Genomic DNA, 26773 nt, shown 5'->3' on the forward strand with positions numbered 1-26773 from the left:
GATTTTACTCAGTGGTATCTGGCAACCTAAGCATGAAGCGTTTGAACAGACCATTCAAAAGACATTACCTCAGATCAGAAGAGAGGCAAATATTAGACCTCGATATTGGGGAAAATCCAAAATTCAATACTGTATCGATATCTACAAGCAAGCCTCCGGTTTCGTAGACCCTAACGATTTATATTTCGATACAATTGAGCTTTCAGTTGCAAGTAGCAAGTAGCAAGTAGCAAGTAGCAAAGAATCAACCCATCTATATAGATCTTTACAAGGGAATGAACCTGATATTTATTGTAACGTGCTCTTAAAAGGGGAGCCAAAATAAATAAATTATTAGCATAAATATTTTATCATACTTTTTATTAGCTCTACTTAGCGCAATGGTGAGATGAATTTGATCACTAAGCTAACGCTTTAGAATATTGTAAATAATTAATAAATTCCCATTTGGGGAAACGTGTAACTCATTTATATCCGTACGACCTGAAGTCGTATGAAGCGCTGTTCACAATGATAAGAGTTAACCATCTATATCAACAAATAACCCTAGAATTCTGAATAAAGCGGCGAATACGACAATGTAACAAAACTCGATTATTAGACCTAGTGGGAATTGAATCGTGAGAGGACGTTCTTCCTGATAATCACAAATTGGGCAAGTGCTAGGGCGTCAGTATGATGAACATAAGTGAATCCACGTTATGATGAAGCTGCGGAAGTGATTAATACACTGTGGTTAAACGGCAATGAGAATCGGAAATAAATTGGTAGCTAACCACTCTATGTTACTCATTGTAGATATCTAAGCCACAGTATAGCGAGATTCATGTTCAATTAACAATGAGTGGCAATAGCAACTCTTGAAGTTGATAAGAACCTCTTATTGATAAATGATCATCGTCAAAGTAAAATGACTCTTTCTCATCCCCAACAAGGCAATGACCAAAACGGCAATAAACATTAGTAGGATCTAACAAAACCACATTCGAAAATTTATTTGCTTCTTCCTTTATGAGATTATTGGTGAACATTTGAAAATCTTTATGTTTATCAATAGTTAATGATGTTCTTTTTAACAAATCGACATCTACACCAAAAATACTTAATGAATCAAAATATAGTTTATCTGGGTTTCTTAATTGCATTGGAACTTGCAATAAAAGAACGACTTTCACACCTGCATCTGAATAAGATTTTAAAGTTTGATTTAGACCATCTTTCAAAGCGATTATTGACTTATTTCTATCCTTTTTATCGTCGCTACTTAGTTTTGAAAGGTATTGAATACCTTTACCTAAGTAGGTACCATGAGTGTAATAAGTCCATCTAGCGGACAGATAAATAACATCCACGTTGCTAGCAATAACATGCTTCATAACCCTTTTGTTTAAGTTGTGACAATTCTTATTCTCTTGATCACTTCTTATAGGGTAAATGCCCAACAAAGGTGGGCAACCGCTAAAGCCTACATAACTCAGTTCAATATTATTCGATAAAGACAAGTCTTCTAACGCAGGTAAAGATGAGTACATATGAGAGTCACCTAAAGCTACAACTTTTCTATGTCCATTACTAAGCTTACAAACTACTATATCCTGACGACTTTGCCCCTTTCTATCGAAACAATCATATGGTTTTCGCTCAATCGATTTAGCTACAGATTCTATATATCTATTTTTGAATGTCTTAATGTCATATTGAGTTATGGCAACAGAAATAAAAATAACTGGTAATACTATAAGAAAGTCATATCTATATTTACGTTTTTCAAATAAAACAAATGAAACCCACCCTAACAAAACACTAAGTAAGAACATTACAATAGCAATTTGAGTCGTTATTTTTAAACCATACAAATATGAAAAACTAACTACAGGCCAGTGCCAAAGGTATATAGAGTATGACCACTTACCTAAGTTTTGAAAAAATATATTATTAGTAATAAAGCTAGATTGTTGATTCGCAACAAGCATCAAGTAAGAACCCAAAACTGGCAATAAAGCAAAGTAACCAGGCCACGCTATATCACTAGACACAAAAGAATATGAAGCAAGGATTAAGGCTAAACCTACAAGTTCTACAAGTTTCTTCTTATTTTCGGGTAAGCGCCAGGGATAAAGAAACGCTACACCACCCATCATCATTTCCCAAGCTCTTGTTGGAAGTAAGTAGTAAGCTCCTACTGGCCATTTCATTGTGCCTAAGACGCTAAACAAAAAACCTAAAATCGTTCCAGTGATAATTAATCTTTTTAAGTTACCTAAAGATAAGAACCTCTTGAATGCCACTAAAACAATAGGGTAGAGGATGTAAAACTGCCATTCAACCGAGAGTGACCATGTATGTAAAAGCCACTTATCTTTAGGGTCTGCATCAAAGTAACCAGATTCTAAATAATAACTGATATTTGAAAAGAAGAGTATACTGCTAAATACATGGTTCGCTAACTTAGTAAATGAGTCTGATTGAATTAATAATAAATAGCCCAATGCCAAAACAACAAAACACAAAACAGCAAGAGCAGGAATTATTCTATTAGCCCTAGCTACGTAGAATTTAAAGAGGTTGAAATTATTGTTCTCTAGACCTTTAAAGATTATCCCTGTCATTAAAAAACCAGAGATAACAAAAAACACATCAACGCCAGCAAAACCACCAGGAACCCAAGCAGGGTTAAAATGGAATAGAACTACAGCAATTACCGCTATCGCTCTCAAACCATTTATGTCATATCTAAAATTCATCACATATACTCAAAATCAAAACTTCGAAGTATTGTAAGGACAAGACACTGCAATACAAGACAAGAAATCATAGCCTCGACTCATTTAGAGGTTATCATTGTTCTTATTATGTTAAACGGGCGTGTTTGTATCAAAAAACACCGAAGTACCTAAAAACAGGGCTGTATGTTTGTAACGTAACTAGTTATCTACCAATTACAATATATGTAACTTATAATATTCTAGTTTTGTTTGATGTAAAAATCTTGTTTTTGCTTAGTTTAGTCGTGCTCTACGAAGTTTTTGCTCACAGACAAAGTAATTATCCATTTCATGACAGAAGCACCTTAGGTGGAATGATCTAAAACATTTCTGCCCAACTTTGAACTTCAGAACTGACAACTAGCCTTGCGCGTACTAAAACATGTAAATTTCTTCAAGGTCGGTTTCAAAATAGACAAGCGGAAGGTTGGTTACCTAAATACAAGTCTAGAGTTAGTGCACCGGACGTTTTCGTAATCCCGGCTCCAACCCCCCATAAACCTTTGCGCGTTTTTACTGATTTTTCAGCCACGAAAACGTTTGTCTCCATTAAGTTCTAACCTATAACGATTAATTACACTTCAGCCCTTGTTTAACCTTTTATTGCCTCCATATTTTCCATACAATCCTAAGCGATTATAAATAAAAACAAATTCAATTTCGGAGTCCTCATGAGCGACGTAAAGCACTGTAATTTATTGATTCTTGGTTCTGGCCCTGCTGGCTATACAGCTGCAGTTTACGCTGCTCGTGCAAACCTAAACCCAGTACTTGTTACCGGTATGCAGCAAGGTGGTCAGCTTACAACCACAACAGAAGTGGAAAACTGGCCGGGTGATGCTGAAGGTTTAACGGGTCCAGCACTAATGGATCGCATGAAAGAGCACGCAGAGCGCTTTGAAACAGAGATCCTGTTCGACCACATTAACGAAGTCGACCTATCAAACCGCCCTTTCCGCCTTAAAGGTGATTCTGGCGAGTACACATGTGATGCTTTAATCATCTCAACAGGCGCATCAGCTAAGTACCTAGGTCTAGATTCTGAAGAAGCATTCAAAGGCCGTGGCGTTTCTGCTTGTGCAACGTGTGACGGTTTCTTCTACCGCAACCAAAAAGTAGCGGTTGTGGGTGGTGGTAACACCGCTGTTGAAGAAGCACTTTACCTATCTAACATCGCGTCTGAAGTTCACCTAGTTCACCGTCGTGACACGTTCCGCGCTGAAAAGATTCTAGTGAAGCGTTTAATGGACAAAGTAGAGAACGGTAACATTGTTCTTCACACTGACCGCACGCTAGAAGAAGTTCTGGGCGACGATATGGGCGTTACTGGTGTTCGCATTAAAGATACTCAGTCTGACAAGACAGAAGATATCGAAGTAATGGGCGCGTTCATCGCTATCGGTCACCAGCCGAACACTGAAATCTTCAAAGGCCAAGTCGACATGAAAGATGACTACATCATCGTTCAGTCTGGTCTGGAAGGTAACGCAACACAAACCAGCATCCCAGGCGTGTTCGCTGCAGGTGATGTAATGGACCACAACTACCGCCAAGCAATCACTTCTGCCGGTACGGGTTGTATGGCTGCACTGGATGCTGAACGCTTCCTAGACGGCCTGAACGATAAATAAAATCTGAGATTACAGATTTAAATATCGAAGTCCTCGCCTCAGTGGATGCAGGGCGTCATCACAATTTGTTATAAATCCCTAGAGCCCAGTGGTATATCCACTGGGCTTTCTTTTGTATACTACTGGCCCTCAACGAATAATAATTATCATTAAGCCTTCATAATGGATAAGAAAAAACAACGCAGCTTGAATAAGTGGCTGAAGCAACAAAGTAAGTTAGCAAAACGCTGGCTTATGATTGCGATTAGCCTTGGCGTACTTTCAAGCGTGTTTTTAATTGCTCAAGCAGCTCTTCTCGCCTCTATTCTTCACCAGCTGATCATCGAGAATGTCGATAAATCTGAACTGGTTGGTCATTTCGCAGGCTTGGCATTATCGGTCGTTGGCCGTGCTGGCTGTACATGGGGACGTGAAATCGCAGGTTATCGCTGTGGTGAACAGATCCGTGTCTACATCAGACAACTCATCCTTGATAAGTTACGTGAGTTAGGCCCTGCTTATATCAAAGGCAAACCTGCGGGTACGTGGGCAACCCTGTTGCTAGAGCAAGTTGAAGACATGCAAGACTTCTTCTCTCGTTACTTACCTCAGATGTCTTTGTCGGTGATGATTCCGTTTATCATTCTTGTAGTCGTGTTCCCGATAAACTGGGCTGCCGGCTTGATCTTCTTGATTACCGCGCCACTGGTACCGATGTTTATGGCGCTTGTCGGCATGAAAGCCGCAGATGCAAACCGTAAAAACTTTAAAGCACTTCAGCGTCTTTCAGGTCACTTTTACGACCGTTTGCAATCAATGACAACCATTCGTCTGTTTGATCGTACAAGCGCAGAAACAGAAGTATTGAAAGGTGCTTCTGAAGTGTTCCGAACTCGTACCATGGATGTATTGAAGATCGCTTTCTTGTCTTCTGCGGTTCTTGAGTTCTTCACATCTATCTCGATTGCGATGACGGCGGTTTACTTCGGTTTCACTTACATCGGTGAACTGAACTTTGGTCATTACGGCGTTGGCATTACTCTATTCGCGGGTCTGTTTATTCTTATCTTGGCACCGGAGTTTTACCAACCTCTGCGTGACTTAGGTACGTTCTACCACGCGAAGCAACAAGCGGTTGGCGCAGCCGAAAGTATTGTCGAGTTCCTAGAAACAGACATCACTAAGGTTAAATCAGGTGACACTCAACTAAACCCAACCCAAGGCATCAATATTGAAGCTCAAGACTTGAAAGTGTTGAGCCCTGAAGGTTTTCAACTGGTTGGCCCTATCTCGTTTGCGCTTAATACTCACCAGTCGACTGCATTGGTTGGCCCAAGCGGTGCGGGTAAAACAAGTTTGATCAACGCCATACTTGGTTTCATGCCTTATGAAGGAAGCTTGAAAATCAATGGCATTGAATTGCGAGACCTAGACTTAGCCTCTTGGCGTAAGACGATTAGCTGGGTTGGTCAAAACCCGTTGCTACTGCACGGCACAATTCGTGACAACGTCACCCTTGGTAAGCAAAATATTACTGACCAAGTTGTCGAGAATGCACTCGAGCAATCTTTTGCTAACGAATTCGTAAACGAACACGGCTTGGATTACATGATTTCTGATCGTTCGGGCGGTCTGTCTGTTGGTCAATCTCAGCGTTTGGCTTTAGCTCGTGCGATGATTCAAGACGGTCAGTTCTGGTTGCTCGATGAACCTACTGCCAGCTTAGATACTCGTAGCGAACAATTGGTAATGAAAGGCATCAATAGCAATATTGAAAGCCGCACTGCCCTGCTTGTAACGCACCAACTTGCTCCCCTTAAGTCAGTCGATAATATTCTGGTTATGCGCGATGGTGGGCTGGTTGAACAAGGTCATTACTCTCAGCTTTCAACTGCGGGTGGTTTATTCGAAGAGATGCTTAACGCGAACTTAGCTCAACAAGACAATAAGGGTAATTTAGATGCGTGATTTACTGCCTTACCTGAAACTCTATAAAAAACATTGGTTTGGCCTATCGCTAGGCATGCTATTGGCTTTTGCTACTCTGTCCGCTTCTATCGGCTTGTTAACGCTATCGGGTTGGTTTATTTCAGCTTCTGCGGTTGCTGGCCTTACGATTGCGCGTGAAACCTTCAACTACATGCTGCCGGGTGGCGGTGTACGTGGTTTAGCCATGGGCCGAACGGCGGGGCGTTGGGGCGAACGTGTTGTGAGCCACAATGCGACATTCAAGCTACTGACAGATCTGCGTATCTTCTTCTTCAAGAAACTGGCACCGCTGATCCCGGGTCGTATTTCAAACCTTCGTGACGCTGACCTACTTAACCGTTTGGTTGCTGATGTCGACGCAATGGACCACGTGTATCTGCGTTTAGTAAGTCCAGTGACGGTTGGTGTGTTCGGAATTTTCTTCCTAACTCTATTCCTGATGTGGTTCGATACTTCGCTTGGTTTAATTTTAGGTTCAATCCTTCTCATCATGCTTCTGGTTTGGCCAGTCTTGTTCTACAAGCTGGGGAAACGTAACGGTGGTGAGCTGACACAGAACAAAGCGGATCTTCGTGTTACTACGCTAGATTGGATTGAAGGCTACAGCGAGCTAACTCTGTTCGGTGCTGAAGAGCGTTACCGTAATGCAATTCTAGAGACTCAACGCAAGCTGATGGCGAATCAGTTTGTAAACGCTAACCTAACCGGTATGGCGTCAGCAGCACTGATGCTGTTCAACGGTTTGACGCTTGTTCTTATGCTTTGGCTTGCCGCTGATGGCGTGGGCGGTAATGCACCAGACCCGTTCATCGCGCTAATGGCGTTCGCAACCATGGCAAGTTTTGAACTGCTGATGCCAATCGCAGGTGCATTCCAGCATTTAGGTCAAACTCTGTCTTCAGCACGTCGCTTGAACGAAGTGATTCTGTCTGAGCCAGAAGTTCAGTTCGCTGAAGAAAAACTCGACATCAGCAAACCGCTTGATATTACGTTCTCAAATATGACGTTCAACTACCCTGATTCTGAGCGCAGTGTTCTGAACGCTGTCGACCTAACGATCCCGGCAACGAATAAAGTTGCGATTGTGGGTCAAACGGGCTCTGGTAAATCGACTCTGATTCAGCTGCTAACGCGCTACTGGGATCCGAAAAAGGGTTATATCTCAATTGCGGGCATTGAACTGACACAGTGGAATGAATCACAACTTCGTGAATCAATCAGCGTGGTCAGCCAACGAGTAGACATCTTGAATGGTACTCTCCGTGACAACTTGTTGATTGCAAGACCAGAAGCAACCGATGATCACTTAGCGAATATCCTAAAAGACGTTGGCCTAGAAAAGCTGCTTGAGAATAATGCACTTGATAGTTGGTTAGGTGACGGTGGTCGTCAACTTTCTGGTGGTGAGAAGCGCCGTATTGGTATCGCACGTGCGATTCTTCATGATGCCCCTATCCTGCTTCTCGATGAGCCAACAGAAGGCTTAGACAAGCAAACAGAGCAAAGTATTATGACAATGTTCGAAAAGCACTTTGAAGGCAAAACGGTTATATTCATCACGCACCGCTTGATTGGTCTAGAGTCGATGGATTCTATCGTTCTGATTGAACAAGGCGAGATTGTAGAAAATGGCTCTCACGAGAAGCTGTTAAACGAAGAAGGACGTTATTTCCAGCTTCGCCAAGCAATCTAGCTTCTTCATAAGTTATAAAAAACCATTCAAGGCCCGAGTTTATGCTCGGGCTTTTTTATCCGCTCCCTCGAACTATCAGTTCCTCTATGCACACCAAGCCGGTAACGCACACAGGAGACTAATGGTAGTGCCAATGTCAAACCGACGTTACCAGAACTGCAAGTTGATAACGCGCTATTTATGAGCGCTGAGTTACTCTGATTGGTATAACTCTCTCATGCGCAAATGCAAAAAAGCCGAATATGATAATCACATTCGGCTTTCAATTTCGTTGTAGCGTATTAACGACTAAACGTTACTTTCTTCTACTTTTTAGTTATTCACTTAAAGCTTGAAGCGGCTGATTTCTCTTTCTAGTTCATGAGACAGCTCAGAAAGCTGAGCAGCTTGTTCGGCGGCTTGGTGCGCTTCGTCTGCTAGTTCATTAGATACGTCACGAATTCCTTCGGTATTGCGAGTAATCTCAGATGTTACTGAAGCTTGCTCTTCTGCAGCTGAAGCAATCTGTGTCGCCATATCACTGATACGTTCAACGGCTGCATGAATTTGCGTTAGGCTTGCAGCTGCTGAGTTCGCGTCATCGACACTGGTTTCAGCAAGAGTACGACTATCATTCATGATGTTAACCGCTTTGCCTGTTGTGCCTTGCAGCAGTTCAATAGTCTGTTGAATCTCTTGCGTTGAACCATGTGTACGTTGACTCAACACTCGAACTTCATCCGCTACAACTGCGAAGCCTCGACCCTGCTCACCTGCACGTGCAGCTTCAATAGCAGCATTAAGTGCAAGTAAGTTAGTTTGCTCAGCGATGCCTTGAATGTTAGACAAGATAGTGTTGATGCTATTACCGTGCTCTTCTAGTTCTAGAATTACGTTAGTTGCGATTTGAACTTCTTGAGCAAGGTTTTGGATTGAGCTTTGAGTCTGTGTCACTTGACCAGTACCGTGTTCACACGCGCCAACGGCTTCAGATGAGTTCTGAGCGGTGTGGTCGGCGTTACCCGCGATCTCTTGTGTTGCAGCAGCCATTTCGTTAACAGCTGTTGCGACCATATTGATTTCGTCTTGTTGCATTTGGATACGAGAGCTACGCTCTTCAGCTTGAGAAGCCGTTTGACGTGCTTGGTTACCCAATGCAGCAGACACTTCGCTTAGCTTAACAACCATAGTGTGCATGTTGCCCACAAAGCGGTTAAAGTTTTCAGCAAGCTTACCAATCTCATCATCACTCTTAGGCTCAAGTCGTTGAGTAAGGTCACCTTCACCTGATGCAATTTCTTCTAACGCAGCAGAAACACGATTTAAGTCGCGGAAGAGGAAACTCACTAACCAAGAAACCAGTACGATCACAATTAATGTGATCACAACAGCCGTTGTGATCAACTGAGTAAGTAGTGTTGAGTGGTTCGCTTCTTCTGTTGCTTTGTCCATCTGAACCGCAAAGATCCAGTTAGTGTTAGGAACCTTCGTGAAATAAAGAAGCTTCTCAGCACCGCGCTGTGTAAAGCTCTCTATGCTGCCAGTACGCACAGCATTCTCAATGATAGACATCGAGATATCGCTTGAAAGTTGGCTCACAGGCTTCAAGCTTAACGCTGAATCTGGATGTGCTAGGAACGTGCCGTCAGAGGCATCAATTAGCATTGCGTATGCGTTGTCACCCACATCCAGGCTGATTACGTCATTAACCAATTGGTCGATCAGTACGTCTGCGCCGACTACACCAACAAGCTTGCCGTTGTGGCGAACAGGCTCTGCAATCGTTACTAAAAGCGCTTTCGTGATCGCATCTTGGTAAGCAGTAGTTATGATTTGTTTGCCAGCCGCGTTTGCTTCTTGGTACCAAGGGCGTTGACGAGGGTCGTAATCTGCACGGTTACGATCAGGATGTGAACGGTACATTCCGCCTTCTGGAGTACCTAAAAAAATATCGTCAAAGCCACCCGCGATACGAGCTTGCTTAAGGAAAGGGACAACATCTCTTTCTTGTGAAAACTCATTAAATGCCGAAGCGATATCCTTACGAATAGTTATCCAGTTTTTAATACCTTCAGATGCTGCTTCTGATACGCTTTCTGCTCGTAGATATACGCCATTATGAGTCTGTTCAAATAATTGATTTGCTGATAGCCAAGTCAATGCTGTTGCCATAACGACAACAGCAGATAGGCTAGCGCCTATAAGCTTCTGTTTAAGTGTTATTTTCATTATAAGTTTTCACGAGTGGTGGGAAATCCTGCGCATATTACCCAATATCAGTATTAAATTCGAGCGATTTCACAATTTAATATCGTTATATAATTTAGATAAACCATAAACTTAAATTATGTCAATTCCTTGGCATTTTGCCAAAATAAAGGCGGCACTTTAAGCATGGTTATTTAGAAAGTGTGGGGGGAAGGAGATTTGTTATTAGGTGGTAAACAGCCACAAAAAAAGCAGGAAAGTTCCCTTTCCTGCTTTTCGTATTATCTAATGTTCAACGATGATACAAAACCATGTATCACTGTGAATCTTAGGAGTTAGCGCTTTTCAGTACGCATACCCATTAGCAAACTCACACACATCAGCAATAAAATGATAGTGAACGGTAATGCAGTTGATATTGCACCCGCTTGCAGAGCTTGTACTGCTTCAGTACCACCAACCCACAGTAAAGCTACCGCAATAGCACCTTCGAGGAAAGCCCAGAAGATACGTTGAGGAACTGGAGTATCAACCTTACCACCAGAGGTGATGCTATCGATAACTAAAGAGCCAGAATCGGATGATGTAATGAAGAACACAAGAACTAATACAATCGCAATGATTGATAGCAGCGTACCAAACGGCAGAGCATCAAACATTTGGAACATTGCTAGTGATACATCTGTCAGACCATCTTGGCCAAGTATGCCAATATTATTTACGATTTGATCAATCGCCATCCCGCCAAACACTGACATCCAAATGATAGTCACAGTGGTAGGAACAATCAGTACAGCTGTAATGAATTCACGAACAGTACGACCTTTAGAAACACGTGCGATAAACATACCGACGAATGGAGACCACGAAATCCACCAAGCCCAGTAGAACACAGTCCAACCGTGCAGCCACGCTTCATCTTCACGGCCGTGAGGATTACTCAACGGAATAATGTTTTCGATGTAAGCCATCAATGTAGTTGGTATTGAAGCAAAAGTAACGGCATAACCAATCAGCGCAACCAGAACTAGTAGCATAAAAGCAACTAACATGTTGATATTACTGATAACTTTAACACCGCCATCAATACCACGGACTACAGAAACCACGGCAAGTAAAGTTACTACCGTAATAACAATAACTTGTAGCCCTAGACCAGCTTCAACTCCAAATACATGTTGAATACCACTTGCCGCTTGTTGAGCACCTAAGCCTAGCGATGTAGCCAAACCAAAGAGTGTCGCTAGAACCGCAAGAATATCAACAATGTGACCAGCCCAACCCCAAGCTCTATCACCTAAAATTGGGTAAAAGATAGAACGAATAGAAAGAGGCAACCCTTTGTTATAAGAGAAGAAAGCAAGTGAAAGTGCCACTACACCATAGATCGCCCAAGGATGTAGACCCCAGTGATACATGGTTGCACCAAGTGCCAATCGAGCAGCTTCAGGTGTGTTAGCTTCAACACCAAGCGGCGTTTCATACCAACCAGTGAAGTACGCAGCAGGCTCTGCCACGCTCCAAAACATTAAGCCGATACCCATACCTGCAGCGAATAGCATGGAGAGCCAAGACATAAATGAATAGTCAGCGGTTGCATCAACACCACCAAGACGGATTTTACCAAACGGAGAAACTATCAAGCCCAAGCAGAAAATAACAAAAATATTGCCCGACCAAATGAACAACCAATCAAATGAATTGATGATTTGGCCTTTCACACCATCTAGAGCGGCTTTTGCTGATGCAGTATCTGTCAGTAAAATAGCAATCAGAAAAAGAGCAATAAGTCCTGCACTAATACCAAACACAGGGTTGTGAACATCAAACCCCCACTTTTGGACGTTATCTTGACCGACAGTGTAATCCGTACTGTCAATACTGTATTTATCTATACCTTTAGTCATTATCCCTCTCTACAGAATATTACTAATATCCTTTAATTTACCTGTGACTTAATCATAAACTCGAACATACGATCCAAGTAGAACAAGCATGTTGTCACAACAATTCAAATACTTGGATGTTGAAAGTCTAGCAGGTTAACTTATTGTTTTCAGTAAATCAGAATCAGTTCGATTAATTTTCAAACAAAATTCACGTAATTACTCAAATTTATGAAGAGACAAAGGCCGAATACATCGACCTTGTACTCTAAAATACTTTTAGCTCAAAGCACTTTGTTGTTGAACCAATTGATTTTCTGTTCGTAAACCAAGCGTTAAACTTAGACACATAAACAACAATATGAACGCAAATGGTAATGCCATTGATACCGTTCCAGCTTGCAATGCTTGAATTGATTCAGTACCGCCAACCCACAGTAAAACAGCCGCAATAGCACCCCCCATTAATGCCCAAAATACACGCTGTGGAACTGGAGCATCAACTTTCCCCCCTGAGGTAATACTATCAATCACTAGCGAACCTGAGTCTGAAGAAGTAATGAAGAACACCATAATCAAGCCGATTGATACAACAGATAGCGCAGAGCTCATAGGAAGTGCGTCATAAGTGTGGAATAGAGAAAGCGTAATATCTTGTAGGCCATTCACCCCGATCTCACCAACTTTATTTGCCACCTGATCGATAGCTATACCACCAAAGATAGCCATCCAAATAATGATGACCGATGTTGGAATAAACAATACAGCGACCATGAACTCACGAATTGTACGACCTTTAGAGATACGAGCGATAAACATGCCTACAAATGGTGACCAAGATATCCACCATGCCCAATAAAATACTGTCCAAGCTTGCATCCAAGTTTCATCATCACGGCCATGTGGATTACTTAGAGGAATAAAGTTTTCTACGTAACCCATTAGGGCCGTTGGTATCGATTTGATGCCCGCCATACCACCTGCAATGGTTACGAAGACCAACACAGCTAAAGCAACCAACATATTAACGTTACTTAGAAGCTTGACACCACCGTTGATACCACGGATAACCGACATCGTCGCCAAAAAGGTAACCACAGCAATAACAATCAACTGCATGCCAATACCACCATTAGTCCCAAACACATGGTTAATACCACTGGTAGCTTGCTGTGCCCCTAAGCCTAGCGATGTTGCTAAACCAAATAATGTCGCTAATACCGCAACGATATCCACAATGTGACCAAACCAGCCCCAAGTTCTATCCCCTAAGACAGGGTAGAAAACAGAGCGAATTGACAACGGTAATCCTTTATTGAATGTAAAAAAGGCAAGCGCTAACGCAACAATGGCGTAAATAGACCAGCCGTGTAAGCCCCAATTATAGATCGTTGCACCTAATGCCAATTTTGCAGCTTCAGGAGAATAGGCTTCAACATTCAATGGGGTTTCATACCAACCCGTGAAATAAGCAACAGGTTCTGCAACACCCCAGAACAATAAACCAATCCCCATGCCCGCAGCGAATAACATTGACATCCAAGAAAGGCTAGAGTGCTCTGCTTTGGCATCATTGCCACCTAGGCGGATGTTGCCATAAGGGGATACAATGAGGGCAAAACAGAAAATTAAGAAGATATTTGCAGCCCACATGAACAAACCATCAAAGTTACCGATGACCTGCCATTTAATTCCATCAAGTGCGGCTTTCGCGGTTTCTGGATCTGCCACCAGAAGAGCGATCAAGAAAATAATGATCGCTCCTGCACTGATTCCAAATACAGGGTTATGAACATCAAAGCCCCATTTCTGAATGTTATCTTGTCCAACTGTATAATCGGTATTTTCAATACTATACCTATCTTTTACAGGCTTCATGTTTCCTCTCTAATTTGTAGCGCACAGTTTGCAACATTGCATTCGGCGCTTACATTTTGGAAAAAATAATATCAACCTGTCGCAAAAATACTAAAAAAACCTCTAAAAAGTTGGCCTAAATGGCAAAGTTAGTAATTAAATTACACTTTTGATGTAATTTAGCGTAAGATCACTCTACAAGCCCAGAATTAACAGCATACTTAGCCAATTCTGCAGTTGAGTGAATATCCAGCTTATGCTTAATATTTTGCCTATGAGTTTCGACTGTCCTATAACTGATATTCAGCGTCTTCGCGACCTCTTTGCTACTCTCCCCTTTCGCTACTAATTTCAACACCGCTTCTTCACGTCTGCTCAATGGATTCTTTACAGATTGTGTCGGGGTAATTGGCTGAGTAAATAGATTTTGCGTCACTTTTTCGCAAAAATAAGTCGAACCTTGATTCACCGTTTTGATCGCTTGAACCATCTTTTCTGCAGAAATCTCTTTCAACATATATCCAACCGCTCCTGACTGCATCACTTTCATGATGTATTCACGGTTGTTATGCATGGTCAACATCAGTACTTTCGCTTCAGAATCCTCTTCTTTGATCTGATTAGTCGCGTCAATCCCATTCATGATGGGCATACTGATGTCCATTAACACAACGTCAGGACGAAGAGTTTTAACTATTTCTACCGCTTCTAAACCATTGCTAGCAGTACCTATCACGCTAATATCTGACTCAAGCTCCAACCTCGCCATAAAGCCATCCAGTACCACTTGGTGATCGTCAGCGATCACAACTCGAATAACTTCACTCATTCACTAATCCCTCTAGTGTCAACAACACTGTAATTTCCGTTCCGAAGCCAATCTCGCTCATCAATTCAAAATCACCGCCAATGAATTCGACTCGCTCTCTCATATTGCGTAGGCCAATCCCTCGTTTTTCCATCGCTTTATAAGTATTAAAGCCCACGCCGTTATCTTGAATCAGCAATTGCAATACATTGCCGATTTGTTGTGCAATAACCGTTACCTTGGTCGCTTTTGCGTGCTTCTCTATATTATTCAATGACTCTTGCACAACTCGATACAAGGTCGTTGCGACCTCCGATTTCAATTTTCCAGGATTGGTTTTAAATAAAGTATCAACTTCAATACCGGAGTGAGCCTGAAAATCCAAGAGTAATGACGATAAAGCCGCTTCCAAGCCAATATCATCTAGGGAGCTAGGGCGAAGCTGGTGAGAAATATGCCTGACCTCCTCAATTGCTCTCATTAATGAGTGCTGAGACTTATTCAAATGGGACTTCAGATCTTCACTTTGTAATTTATAACCTAACAACTCCAAATGACATCGACTTGAGACTAATAACTGGTTAATACCATCATGTAGTTCACGAGCTAAGTGTTTCTTTTCGTCTTCTTGAAACATTACCGTTTTATGGGCAAGTTCCTTTAAGTTGTTATCGGCAATACGGTGTTCATGCATGTTAATAGCTAATGTAAGCACAATGATGACCGCCACTGTCACACTAATAATTACAACGATAGAAAAGAACGTGGTTTCAATATTTTTGTTGATCGCGTCCTGCATTGAAGCCACTTCCTGATGCACGTCTTCAATATACAAGCCCGTGCCAATCATCCATCCCCATCGTTCTAACCAAGCGGCATAACTCAACTTCGGAACGACCTCTCTAGTTGATGGCTTTTGCCACAAATACTGGTGAAACCCGCCCCCCGTTTGAGCCTCTTTCAGCAGGGCCTCTATAAGAAAGTCACCATCTTCATCTTGCAGTTGAAGTAAGTTTCTCCCTATCAATTCAGGCTGTATTGGATGGACTAAATTGGTTCCATGACGATCATATGCGAAAAAATACCCATCGGATCCATATCTAAGTTTAGATAATATACTCCGAACTCCAGTCTTAGCGTGTGCTTCTTGGATCTCAGGGTCGTTGTAGATGTGCTCGATGGCATCAAATGCGAGATCGACCGTATCTTTGAGGGCGTTTTCACGAGATTTAATTAAGCTGTCCCTGAAGATCTCGACCTCTTTCGCACCCAACGTTTTGGTTTGGTGTAACGAGATCCAACTTATGCTCGCGGTTACAAGCAGCAACGGGAGTAACGTCAGCAAAATCAGCTTAGCTTTAAGAGACATTCCTTTCCCTCACAAAAAAAACGGCTTACTGAATATCAATAAGCCGTTTTACTTTACCAATTTATAGATAGCCGTTGAAACATATCATTCACATTCTAGGCTTCACTCACATTCCATAGAAAGATGGGAAAGCGAGAAGTGATCCAAGTACGATGATTTGAATCAGAATGAACGGCATCACGCCTCGGTAGATATCCTTGGTAGTGATGCCTTTCGGTGAAACTCCCTTCAAATAGAACAAACTGAAGCCAAATGGCGGCGTTAGGAATGAAGTTTGTAGGTTCATAGCGATAAGGATAGCGAACCAAGTAATGTTGATGCCCATCAATTCAGCCACTGGCGCTATGATCGGGACGATGATGAAACAGATCTCTACAAAGTCGATGAAGAAACCCAAAATCAAAATAACCAACATGGTGATGATTAAGAAGCCCCACTTTTCACCTGGCAGTTGCAGCATCCACTCTTCGACTAGATAGTCGCCACCGGTATAAGTAAACGCCATCGAAAATGCAGTAGCACCAAGCAAGATAGCAAAGACCATTGCGGTAACCTTCACTGTCTCTTTAGACGCAGCAAATACCATCGACCAACTAAACTGACCGTATAACAGTGCGAGAACCAATGCACCAGCACCACCTAACGCTGCCGATTCAGTTGGCGTTGCCACACCTGCAAAGATAGATCCCAATACCACAATGATGAGCGCTAGCGGTGGGAGAATCGCTTTAAGCGCATTAAACACTTCTTGCTTTCGGCTAATCGAGTCATCGCGCTCGATTGGCTGAGCCGACTCGGGGTTTAGCTTCGCGTATATCAATATGTACACGATATAAGCACCCACTAGCATCACGCCCGGCCAAATTGCCGCTTGGAACAAGTCGCCAACCGGCACACCTAATACATCACCCAGTAATATCAAGACGATGGATGGCGGAATGATTTGCCCTAAGGTGCCAGAAGCACAGATGGTGCCGCAGGCTAAGCCTTTATCGTAGTTGTACTTGAGCATCACGGGCAGAGAGATAAGCCCCATTGCCACTACTGAGGCCCCTACTACACCCGTTGATGCGGCAAGTAGTGAGCCCACGAGTACGGTTGAGATAGCGATACCACCTCGAACACCACCAAACAATCGCCCCATTGACTCAAGCAACTGCTCAGCAAGCTTGGTCTTTTGTAGAACAAGCCCCATGAAAACAAACAATGGAACGGCCATCAGCACCGTATTTTCCATGATCGATTGAATTCGATATGGCATGAAGGCAAACATTTCAATACCTTCAGCCCAAACACCAAAGATTAACGCGATACCACCAAAGGTAAACGCTACTGGGAAGCCAAGTAAAAGTGCAAACAAGGCGACGAAAAACATTACTATTCCAATCATGTTCAACCTCTACTTGTTCTTTGCATGAATATTATTTGCATGGATAAGGTGCGGATTAAAAATCTTGTTCAATGAATGCAGGATCAAACCGACGCCACTGAGTGCCATTAAGAAGAATGACAGCGGGATCATGGCTTTAATGATCCAGCGATATGGCAAGCCACCCGGGTCACCTGAGGTTTCGCCAAGGTTATAACTCTCTTTGGCCACATCAATTCCAAACCAAGCAACTAGCAAACAGAAAGGCATCAGAAAGATCAGTGTGCCGAGCAGGTCAATAATGGCTTGTGCCTTGAAGCTCAGTTGCTCGTAGAACACATCCACTCGCACATGACCACCAGCTTTGATGGCATAAGGAACACCTAATAAGAAAACGGCTGAGAAGAGATGCCATTCCATCTCTTGGAAAGCGATTGAGACATCATTGAAGGCATATCTCATGACAACGTCATACACGACGTTAGCGATAAGTAAAATAAACAACATACTGGAAAGCCATCCCAGTGCGTCACCGATACGATTAAACAGGCGTTCAATATAAATTAGACTTCGCATTACCGACTCCATGGAATTTGAAAAGACATCGCGCAGCGGGCTAACAAGCTGTTCGATGTAGAAAGGGTTCTTGGGCGTATTACAGGATTTATCCTGCTTAATTATTATGTTTTAAATGAACCCGCCACTGACTCACTCTTAGTTGCCTAATATGGAAAGCGTTGGGTTCATTTAGATTCAGTTCAACAACTGTCGATTATTTCGCTTGGCTATTTAGATAAGCTCTATGTGAAATATCCGTCCATGAGCGCACTTGCTCTAGGTAGCTTGCTTGTGAAGCTTGGATCTCTTTTGCCAACTCATCTTTCTCAGCATGGGCAGCAAGTAGGCGATCGTTCGCTTCTTTCAATGCTGACATTACTTCTGGTGGGAAATCTTTCACTTGTACATCTGGGTGTTCTGTCTTTATTGAAACCCAGTTCTTGCCACTTTCATGTGTTGCTTGCGTGTACATGTCGTAAGCCGCGGTGCGCATTGCAACGCGTAAGATTTCTTGTAGGTCTTCAGGAAGTTTGTTCCAAGTGCGTTTGTTCACTAGGAATTGAAGCTCAGAACCCGGCTCATGCCAACCTGTGTAGTAGTACGGCGCGATCTTGTGAAAACCCATTCGTAAATCAAGTGATGGACCAACCCACTCTAGTGCATCAATTGTGCGACGCTCTAGCGATGTGTAAAGCTCTCCTGGGGCAATATTGGTAGGTTTAGCACCTAGCTCTGCTAGAATCTCACCGGCAAAGCCTGGGATACGCATTTTCAGACCTTGTAGATCTTCGACACTGTTGATCTCTTTTTGAAACCAACCGCCCATTTGAACATCAGTATTACCGCCGGGAAATGACATCAAGTTGTGTGGAGAGTAAACCTGCTCCATCAACTCCATACCACCACCGTGATAGAACCACGCGTATTGCTCTGCAGGGGTCATACCAAAAGGCATAGAAGTGAAGTAAAGAGTATTTGGCACTTTACCTTTCCAGTAATAAGAGCCTGAGTGACCCATGTCGTATTGACCAGACTTAACCATGTCAAAAACGCCAAGCGGTGCTTTGTGTTTGTTCGCTGAATCGATTCTGATTTGCAGTCGGCCATTCGACATTTTCTCAGCCATCGCAGCCATGTTCTTGGTCGCGTCACCGAATACAGGGAAGTTTGGTCCCCATGTTTCAGCAAGCTTCAAGCGATAAACCTTATCAGCAGCAGTTGCACCGGTAACGACCAAAGCTAAACAAGCCGCTGCAGTTACCGCAACGTTTTTAAAAACTCGTGTGAGGGAGTTAGAAATGAGACTCATGTTCACATCCTTTTGTTGGGTTAATACTCTTTCTTTGAGTATTTTTTATGATTCAACATAAGAGTGCACCTTGATGAGGCAACTAGATATCAGGGAGAGCACGCACCACGGACTCACACAAACCATGTATTAGACCAAAGGATTACGTAGAACTACGTAGGAGATAATTGAGATATGTCGATTTTAAAGGACTCACTTTATTCACGAGAAGAGTGCTTATTGATAAATACTTAAGTAGATCTATTGAGCAGAAATTAACAATTGATTCCCATTGCGTGATGAGAATCAATTCGTTGCTACATTCTGGGGATATCAACCAGCGATTTCTCACTACAGACGCCCTACTTTAATGCTTGTTAATTAAGTGCATGGACGTCAGACAAGAGAACCATTTTCGAAGAGCAAAAGATGAGATGTGAAGCTGTAAACTGAGTTTGGCACGATTCGTCAGATACAAAAAAGCCTCGATGATCGAGGCTTAAAAACTTAACGAAGCGAATATAATCCTAAGGGATTAGATAGCTTTGTAGATAACCTTGTTACCTGCTAGCTGTTCTTTCGCTACTAGGTTTTCTTCAAGAAGTTTTTTCAATGCGCCTGTTGCCCATGAAGCTGCTTTCGCGTCTTCTTGACCAGCTTTTAGACCGATACCTTTAGGGTTAATGCCATCAGCATTGCTAACAACGATGTCTAGAACTTGTTGTTGCTTAGGAGTCAGTGCGACAGCGACGTCTTTAGTTGCTGCTACTGTTTTCTCTACCGCTGGTTTTGCTGCTACAGGTTTTTCTGCTACCACTTTCTCTGCGACAGGCCTCGCTGTTTTAGGCGTTGCCACTGCGTTTACTACAGCCGCTTTAATGCGTTTCTGCAGTTTAGCCTGCACCTTACGCTTATGAGCAAGTCTCATTGAATATTTCTCCAGTTCACTGCTCTTATCGCAGTGGTGAAAATTTGAAGCGCGATTTATACCAAAAAACAGGAACTATTTGTAGAGTGAAGCGTCGAAAGTCGACGAAAAATACCGATATTGTCTACTAGCGTCTATTATTTAAACATCGACTTATCAATTCAGGGTCATATATACTGGTTATCCATCCAGACAAAAATATGAAAACTTGGTGTTGCCTATGGACACTCGTCACCTTACAAATTTCTCTTTACCTTCATTCACACGCTCGTACCGAATTATCACTGTTATTTTGGGTTTCATTTGCTTGATCGTTGCTCTATACAGCGACAATGCAAAGCTACTAATCGTCGGCGCATTTTGTATTATTGTTCTTCTGGGGACTGGGTATTATTTAATGCTGCGAAGTAGAGTGATGCTTACACTCACTCCAACTCATTTTCAGCAACACTTTTATAAAGGTGGCTGGGTTTTACAATGGCGCAACATTCAAAAGATTGGCCTTTGTACTTATGAACAAGAAGGGTGGCACCAACCTTTACCTTGGGTCGGTATTAAGATTAAAGATTACTCTCCCTATCTTGACTCTATCTGCCCAAAGATCACTTGTGAGTTATTGCTGAGCCAACGATCACTTTTGTATCTAGGAGCTAAACAAGCGGGTAAAGAGTCAAACTTTGAGGATATAGTGCTCGACTCATCGCATTACAACACTCGCTGTACTGAAAATGGTTGTGTTGAACTGAGCCAATATAAAGAATCACAAAATACTGACGAAGTTAGTTTCAGCGATAGCCAAACACAGACTAGCTCTGATTCATCCAATAAACCGAAGAATCAAAACACAGTCATTAAAAACTATTCTGGGTTACAGGCAATGCTTGCGAATAGGATGAAGTACCAAAGAAGTTTCCACGGTTACGATATTTTCATATCAACTCAAGATTTGAATATGAGTGGAGAAGAGTTTATTGGATTAGCTCGACGCTACTTGGCTGCAGCTGAGCGGCTTTCTGATTAAAACGAGCACGTTTGAAATTAGAGCGTTAAATTTAAACAAACTAAAAGTTGATATTAAAACAAGCATGCTCGCATACGCGTAAAATTAAAAAAGCTTAGCTTTCAGTACAAAAGCTAAGCTTAATTTTTCAATCAACCTCAACACGAATAACCGGCTGTCAATCAAGGACTTAATTAGTATAAAGGCATTTCATCCGCTACGAACGGATTAGATGCGCGCTCACGACCAAATGTAGATTCAGGGCCATGACCCGGAACAAATGTTACGTCATTGCCTAACGGCCAAAGCTTAGTTTTGATTGAATCAATCAGCGTGTTGAAATCCCCTTGAGGGAAATCAGTACGACCAATCGCACCGTTAAACAACACATCACCAACGAATGCTAGACGAGCTTGCTCACTGAACAGTACAACGTGTCCAGGTGTGTGGCCCGGAGTGTGGAACACATCGATAACTTGGTTACCAAAAGTCACTTTGTCCCCCTCATCTAGCCAAGTATTTGGTTCAAAGGCTTTACACAGAGGGAAACCAAACATCTGACTTTGATTCTCTAGCCCTTGAAGCCAAAAATTATCTGCCTTGTGTGGGCCAACAATGCTAACCTTCAAGATCTCAGCAAGGGGTACAGTGCCGCCGACATGATCTAAGTGACCGTGCGTCAATACCAAGTTCACCACCTTAACACCTAGTTCTTCGATGATAGCCGCTAGTTGTTGAACATCACCGCCCGGATCGACGACGATGCCTTCCATGGTTTCATCACACCATACAATCGAGCAGTTTTGAGAAAAAGAGGTAACAGGTACAACTTGATACTTAAGAGACATATACAAACCTTAGAGGGCAAACTGAAATTTGGGCAAACTATGACATTGGATGTCTACTTTGACAAGTGTCTACCGTATCGCTCTTCCACTAAGTTTAGCTCTACCAGCTGCGTACTGGACCAGTATCAATATGGATAAAGTTGCTACGCGCATAATAACCCACACCACCTGCATGTAAGCTTTTAGCTACGTCTCTCAACTCTTTCAAATCCACACCATCAATACGAAAATCGATCGCTTTGCCTAACATGTGGTAGCTCTTCTTCGCCACACCACTCGACTTAGAGCGTAACGCTTCATTCGTAGCTGGAGAGCGGTAGCCAGAAATGATTTGAACTTCTTCTTGAATACCTAGGACATTTTGAATCTGAGTTATTTGATCAAATAGATTCTTATCCATTGGATGAATCTCGTTTCGGCGGAAATCACGACATAATTTGCTTAGGCGAGCCATCTCATCACCAACATAATTAGTGCCATCGAAATAACAGGTCTCTAACCTCTCACCGGTGTGAAGGTTATTCATACTAATCGTTCTTGGTCGATCTGGGTACGAAGCAAAAGCAATAGAAGGAGTGATTGAAGCTATAACAGCAGTACCACCAGCGTAAGCCAAAAACTGACGGCGAGAAAATAAACTTTGAGACATACAGCAAGAAAACCCAATTGCATCGAACAAAAAACGCACGATACATAATGAGAATTGCTGCGTCAACGTACAAAAACGCACCAAAAGGCCAGTAACTCTAACCTTTTAAACGTTAGTTATTGATACACATTATAATTTTATCAATAGAAACGACGTTGTCATTTTTTGGTCAATATCGCCTTTTTTAATCAGATTTGAATCAACCGCCCTCTTTGTCGTATTGATAGATGTCACTACGGTATTGGATCCCCTCCTCTTCAAACAACACGGTTTGATAGATGATATGCACCGGAATCCTCTTTCTGAGACGAACCTTAGTGTTAGGAGCAAGATCATAGCTCTGATTGGGAACTTTCCTTACCTTAGTTGCAAACAACAACTTTGCTAGTTGTTCCGCATGCTCGACACGTATACAGCCTGAGCTATAGGCACGGGAGTCACTATTGAACAGACTTTTACTTGGCGTATCGTGCAAATAGATCGCTCGTTTATTAGGAGTATTAAACTTATACAAACCTAATGCATTACTCGATCCAGCCTGTTGACGCATGCGATATGGAAACGAGTTAAAATTGATGGTCTGCCAATCGATCTTTGTGGTATCGACCGTCTCCATAGTGCGCCAACCGTCAATCACTTGGAAGTGATGTGTTTCTAGGTAGCTTTCATCCGCTTTTACCTTGGGCAGAATGTCTTTTACCATGATTTTCCATGGCACATTCCAAGTCGGGTTTAGTATGACCGAATCTAGGTTTATCTCTAAAAGTGGTGTTTTTCGCGACTTTCTGCCTACGACGACTTTGGACTCAAACACCTCTTCGCCACCCTCCCAATACTTCATATCAAAGCTAGGAACATTCACCACAATGAGAGAGTCTCTATTTCTTGGCCACAAGCGAACGCGTTCTGCATTTAAGGCTAACGCATTCAATCGATCATCGAAGCCCATGTTTATCCACTTGATCGTATTAGGCCCGATAATTCCATCGGCTGTCAGGCCATGCATGTGTTGAAACAACTTAATCGCGCTTTCTAAGTCGCGATCAAACTTGGGAAAATCGACAGCAATCATTGATGTGTCGACACCCACTAAAGCTATGCGCTCAACGAGAACGGTTTTGTTTGAAATCAAGTCCCCCAACCGTTTCAAACCCTTTTGTTTATATAGCTCAATAGAGAGTTCAGAAGCAGTTTTTAGGACAGAGTAAGTCGCCTTAAATTGATCGAAGTTACCAACGGGAGGCGCGTAAGACAGCACCATCTCTAACAAATAATCATCGGCTACACTGCTTTTTAATCTCATAAGAATATGAGGAGAAGGCGCTGGCAGCTTAGAATGCAACTTACCTGAAAAGTACCACGCCTTACCGGCTAGTGGCGCATTTTCAACGTAGCTTAAGTAATAGATAAAGGTGTCGGTGAGTAAGATGTCTAACTCTTGCCATTGACCTCGAGATTGATATTGACGGATTTGCTTCAGTTGTCGATCAAAAAGGGGAGCCATTTGCGCTTGCTCTAAAAGCGACAGCTGAAATTCAAACGCTTTAACAAGTTCAGGCGAATCCCAAAGAATAGGAAGAGAAGAGTCTTGATAAATACTCTGGGTGAGCTCTGGATAAATCAGCATAAAAGAGAGCTCTGAATCAGCCGGTATAAATCGACTCTCGTCAGAACTCGTATAGCTCCATGCATGCACAGAAACTAACGCCAACAATCCACAGAAGTATTTCGCGAACATGCTTCACTCCATTTCCTATCATCCAATAAGTATGGCAAAAAAATCGGAGTGAGCATGTTATTTTTACGAGGCGATATAAATCAGATAGAGCTCCAATGATTATCCCACTGGATGGGCGATTGCTGTGTCGACTTTTGATAAGGTGTACGTTGACTAACCACATTACCCGCCCCAGAGCTTAATCGAAACTCACCATCAAGCAGCACAGCACCAGAAGCGTCAGATAATGCAGACAGTTCTACTAATTCTTTAGTCTCTTTAGACCAAATACCATAACAATTACCTCGTGGTGAGGTCGCAATAATCCAGTCATCAGACGCCGCAATACTTGCGATGTAGTGATTGAACCTTGCCCATTGCTCAGGCTCCGCGTTCAGTGATTCAAACTGCCCGCCTTTGGTATGCATCGCCAACAGCGAAGGATACTCATCTGGCTCACCACGATATTGCTGGCCACAAAGCACGGTTTCAGCACCATCATGGGCTAAGTGTCGAATACTCAGCTTCTTGTCTAGCAATTCAACCTGATCAAGCACTGCACCTTCAGGTGAAACATAACTTAAACTAGGCTGCATTGAATCGAGATTTTTCGGTGTTCTGCCATCAGTATGGACGCCACCAACACCAATCGCGAGATTACCATCAGGCATGATGATCACTTCATGTGGGCCGATACCGAAACCAGTGAACTCTTCAACCTTACGATACCCTTGCGCGACATCATAAACGCCAATCACGCCTTGGCTGGTGTCCGTTTTCCCTTCGGTGGCATACAGAAACTTGCCATCCAATGAGTAAACGCCATGACCATAGAAGTGGCGGTTGTTACCTTTCACGACCATTTTGATTTGCTGACCATTTTTATAGTCAAACACCATAAAATAGTCACCTGGGCGACGAGCAAACGCCACAGCATGCGATGAGGTTGGGCAAATAGCGACGCCATGACCACGATCGGGGATAGGCAACTGACTCAACGGCATACCATATTCATCAGCCACCACCGCTGAATATTGACCACGTCCATTTAGCGCACAGCCAACCAACTGGGGTTCATTCGATGCACTCTTTCGAGTCGCACAGCCAAATGGCAGTACTGGAACAGCTGCGCAACCCAGTGCAGCCTTGAGTAGCGTTCTTCTCGTATTATCAGTCACCATCGGTAGCATTAAATCCTATTACCACGCCAAGCTCTATCGCCACTTCTTCATGAATCAGGTACTTCAAGTGTTCTAGCTTATTGTATTGAGTAAGCACCGTTCGGTAGCCTTCTTTACTCTGCAATAGCTCAAACAAACTTGATTCTGTAGGCCAACTATCTAGCGTTAGCGTAAATTGAGCAGCAACACGATCTGCAAGGCCACCTAAACCCTTCTCTCTCAACAAGCCATCTAGTCCATTGCCATCAGCCAAATAAAGCTTTTGAAGTGCTGCTACATTGGCTTTTAGTTGAGTCATCGAGGTTTGTGCACGCCATGATTCTGAGAAGTAAGGACGCGGATGACCGATTTTCGCCATCGGACGACTCAGCTTTTTCATGCTGTAATCAAGTTGGTTGGTCAATAAAGCGATGTATTCCGACTCCCAACGAGTCTCGTCTTGCGCTAACCAAGGGTTAACTTGCCAAGCTTCAGCAATAGAAGCCGATTTCATCGCCAAGTTTTGTGCGATAGCTTGTGAAGATAAACACCCTAGCGCTTTATCTTGAAGCAGTGACGACTGCTCGTCGTACAGAGACCATTCCAATGCGCCAAGCCCTTGAACAGTCACACTTTGCTGCGCGATTTCGTCTTGTGACCAAGCTTTATCTTGCTGAGTCAGCTGACGCATTTTTAAGCCTGTGGTATTCTTTTTGTCTGGCCAAAACTGAACATTCCAACTCTCTTCAAGTGCCGCTGTTGGGCCTCTTTCTTGGCCTTGCAGTGCCATCCAACTATTCATTGTTAACTGCCACTGGTTTTTCAACGCATCTAACTCAACAGTGTTGGCTTCACAGTAACCCTGCATCAAGACTTCCAGCTCACTGGCTTGCTTAGCAAATAGCACTGCTGAATCAAATTCTTGTTGATACACGCTACGACTGATATGAGCGGTCGTGTCTGCTTGATAAGAGACTCCGTTAACCTCAGATGAAGCCGTTTGCTCACCCGATGATTGGCAGCCTGCCATGATTAATACCGACAAAGGCATTAACAAAAATTTATGTGTCATGCTGTTACCTTACTTCCTAA

General features: G+C 42.8%; 19 protein-coding genes. 4 read left to right on the forward strand and 15 right to left on the reverse strand.

What is annotated here, in order from left to right; translation table 11 throughout:
* Positions 1-830 precede the first annotated feature (830 nt).
* The gene (locus ACED48_RS03325) at positions 831-2744 is read right to left on the reverse strand and encodes an acyltransferase family protein (RefSeq protein WP_017055165.1); all 1914 of its coding nucleotides are present in this window, start codon (positions 2742-2744) and stop codon (positions 831-833) included.
* 692 nt (positions 2745-3436) lie between these two features.
* Here ACED48_RS03325 and trxB point away from each other — a divergent pair.
* From trxB to cydC, 3 genes are all read left to right on the forward strand, one after another.
* Positions 3437-4396 (forward strand): thioredoxin-disulfide reductase, encoded by a 960-nt coding sequence (gene trxB / locus ACED48_RS03330; RefSeq protein ID WP_017055164.1) that lies wholly within the window; start codon positions 3437-3439, stop codon positions 4394-4396.
* Positions 4397-4558: 162 nt separating this feature from the next.
* Positions 4559-6343 (forward strand): cysteine/glutathione ABC transporter permease/ATP-binding protein CydD, encoded by a 1785-nt coding sequence (gene cydD / locus ACED48_RS03335; RefSeq protein ID WP_017055163.1) that lies wholly within the window; start codon positions 4559-4561, stop codon positions 6341-6343.
* Entirely contained in the window at positions 6336-8057 is a 1722-nt protein-coding gene (cydC, locus tag ACED48_RS03340) for a cysteine/glutathione ABC transporter ATP-binding protein/permease CydC (protein ID WP_017055162.1), read from the forward strand. Before cydD ends, cydC begins: the two co-directional genes overlap by 8 nt.
* Positions 8058-8381: 324 nt before the next feature.
* Here the strand turns inward: cydC and ACED48_RS03345 are convergent, their stop codons facing one another.
* The 9 genes from ACED48_RS03345 to ACED48_RS03385 all read right to left on the reverse strand — a co-directional run bounded on the left by ACED48_RS03345 (position 8382) and on the right by ACED48_RS03385 (position 20307).
* Positions 8382-10265 (reverse strand): methyl-accepting chemotaxis protein, encoded by a 1884-nt coding sequence (locus tag ACED48_RS03345; RefSeq protein ID WP_017055161.1) that lies wholly within the window; start codon positions 10263-10265, stop codon positions 8382-8384.
* Positions 10266-10579: 314 nt separating this feature from the next.
* Positions 10580-12151, reverse strand: a complete 1572-nt coding sequence (locus ACED48_RS03350) for a BCCT family transporter (RefSeq protein WP_017055160.1) — start codon at positions 12149-12151, stop codon at positions 10580-10582.
* A 258-nt stretch (positions 12152-12409) separates the two neighbouring features.
* Positions 12410-14008 carry a BCCT family transporter gene (locus tag ACED48_RS03355; RefSeq protein ID WP_017055159.1) on the reverse strand — a complete coding sequence of 533 codons (1599 nt, stop codon included), beginning with the start codon at positions 14006-14008 and terminating at the stop codon, positions 12410-12412.
* Between the two features lie 169 nt (positions 14009-14177).
* On the reverse strand, positions 14178-14816 hold the full coding sequence (locus ACED48_RS03360; protein ID WP_017055158.1) for a response regulator transcription factor: 639 nt from the start codon (positions 14814-14816) through the stop codon (positions 14178-14180).
* Positions 14809-16164 (reverse strand): cache domain-containing protein, encoded by a 1356-nt coding sequence (locus ACED48_RS03365; protein WP_017055157.1) that lies wholly within the window; start codon positions 16162-16164, stop codon positions 14809-14811. Before ACED48_RS03365 ends, ACED48_RS03360 begins: the two co-directional genes overlap by 8 nt.
* A 106-nt stretch (positions 16165-16270) precedes the next feature.
* Positions 16271-17554, reverse strand: a complete 1284-nt coding sequence (locus ACED48_RS03370) for a TRAP transporter large permease subunit (protein ID WP_029626792.1) — start codon at positions 17552-17554, stop codon at positions 16271-16273.
* Positions 17555-17563: 9 nt separating this feature from the next.
* The gene (locus ACED48_RS03375; protein WP_017055155.1) at positions 17564-18109 is read right to left on the reverse strand and encodes a TRAP transporter small permease subunit; all 546 of its coding nucleotides are present in this window, start codon (positions 18107-18109) and stop codon (positions 17564-17566) included.
* Between the two features lie 196 nt (positions 18110-18305).
* Positions 18306-19400: a TRAP transporter substrate-binding protein gene (locus tag ACED48_RS03380; protein WP_017055154.1), complete on the reverse strand. Its 1095-nt coding sequence runs from the start codon at positions 19398-19400 to the stop codon at positions 18306-18308.
* A gap of 514 nt (positions 19401-19914) precedes the next feature.
* Complete coding sequence (locus tag ACED48_RS03385; protein ID WP_017055153.1) at positions 19915-20307, reverse strand: hypothetical protein; 393 nt, start codon at positions 20305-20307, stop codon at positions 19915-19917.
* 220 nt (positions 20308-20527) lie between these two features.
* Between ACED48_RS03385 and ACED48_RS03390 the strand changes: the two genes are divergently transcribed.
* Positions 20528-21328, forward strand: a complete 801-nt coding sequence (locus ACED48_RS03390; protein ID WP_017055152.1) for a DUF2982 domain-containing protein — start codon at positions 20528-20530, stop codon at positions 21326-21328.
* Positions 21329-21501: 173 nt separating this feature from the next.
* On the opposite strand, the gene ACED48_RS03395 is transcribed toward ACED48_RS03390, so the two are convergent.
* From ACED48_RS03395 to ACED48_RS03415, 5 genes are all read right to left on the reverse strand, one after another.
* Positions 21502-22155: an MBL fold metallo-hydrolase gene (locus ACED48_RS03395; RefSeq protein WP_017055151.1), complete on the reverse strand. Its 654-nt coding sequence runs from the start codon at positions 22153-22155 to the stop codon at positions 21502-21504.
* Positions 22156-22255: 100 nt separating this feature from the next.
* Positions 22256-22804: a YcbK family protein gene (locus ACED48_RS03400; RefSeq protein WP_017055150.1), complete on the reverse strand. Its 549-nt coding sequence runs from the start codon at positions 22802-22804 to the stop codon at positions 22256-22258.
* A gap of 199 nt (positions 22805-23003) precedes the next feature.
* The gene (locus ACED48_RS03405; RefSeq protein ID WP_017055149.1) at positions 23004-24542 is read right to left on the reverse strand and encodes a murein L,D-transpeptidase; all 1539 of its coding nucleotides are present in this window, start codon (positions 24540-24542) and stop codon (positions 23004-23006) included.
* Positions 24543-24622: 80 nt separating this feature from the next.
* Complete coding sequence (locus tag ACED48_RS03410) at positions 24623-25702, reverse strand: DUF1513 domain-containing protein (RefSeq protein WP_017055148.1); 1080 nt, start codon at positions 25700-25702, stop codon at positions 24623-24625.
* On the reverse strand, positions 25692-26753 hold the full coding sequence (locus ACED48_RS03415) for an imelysin family protein (RefSeq protein WP_017055147.1): 1062 nt from the start codon (positions 26751-26753) through the stop codon (positions 25692-25694). Before ACED48_RS03415 ends, ACED48_RS03410 begins: the two co-directional genes overlap by 11 nt.
* Positions 26754-26773 lie beyond the last annotated feature (20 nt).

It is taken from the genome of Vibrio sp. 5S239 (assembly GCF_041439575.1).
Taxonomy (GTDB): Bacteria; Pseudomonadota; Gammaproteobacteria; order Enterobacterales; family Vibrionaceae; genus Vibrio; species Vibrio kanaloae.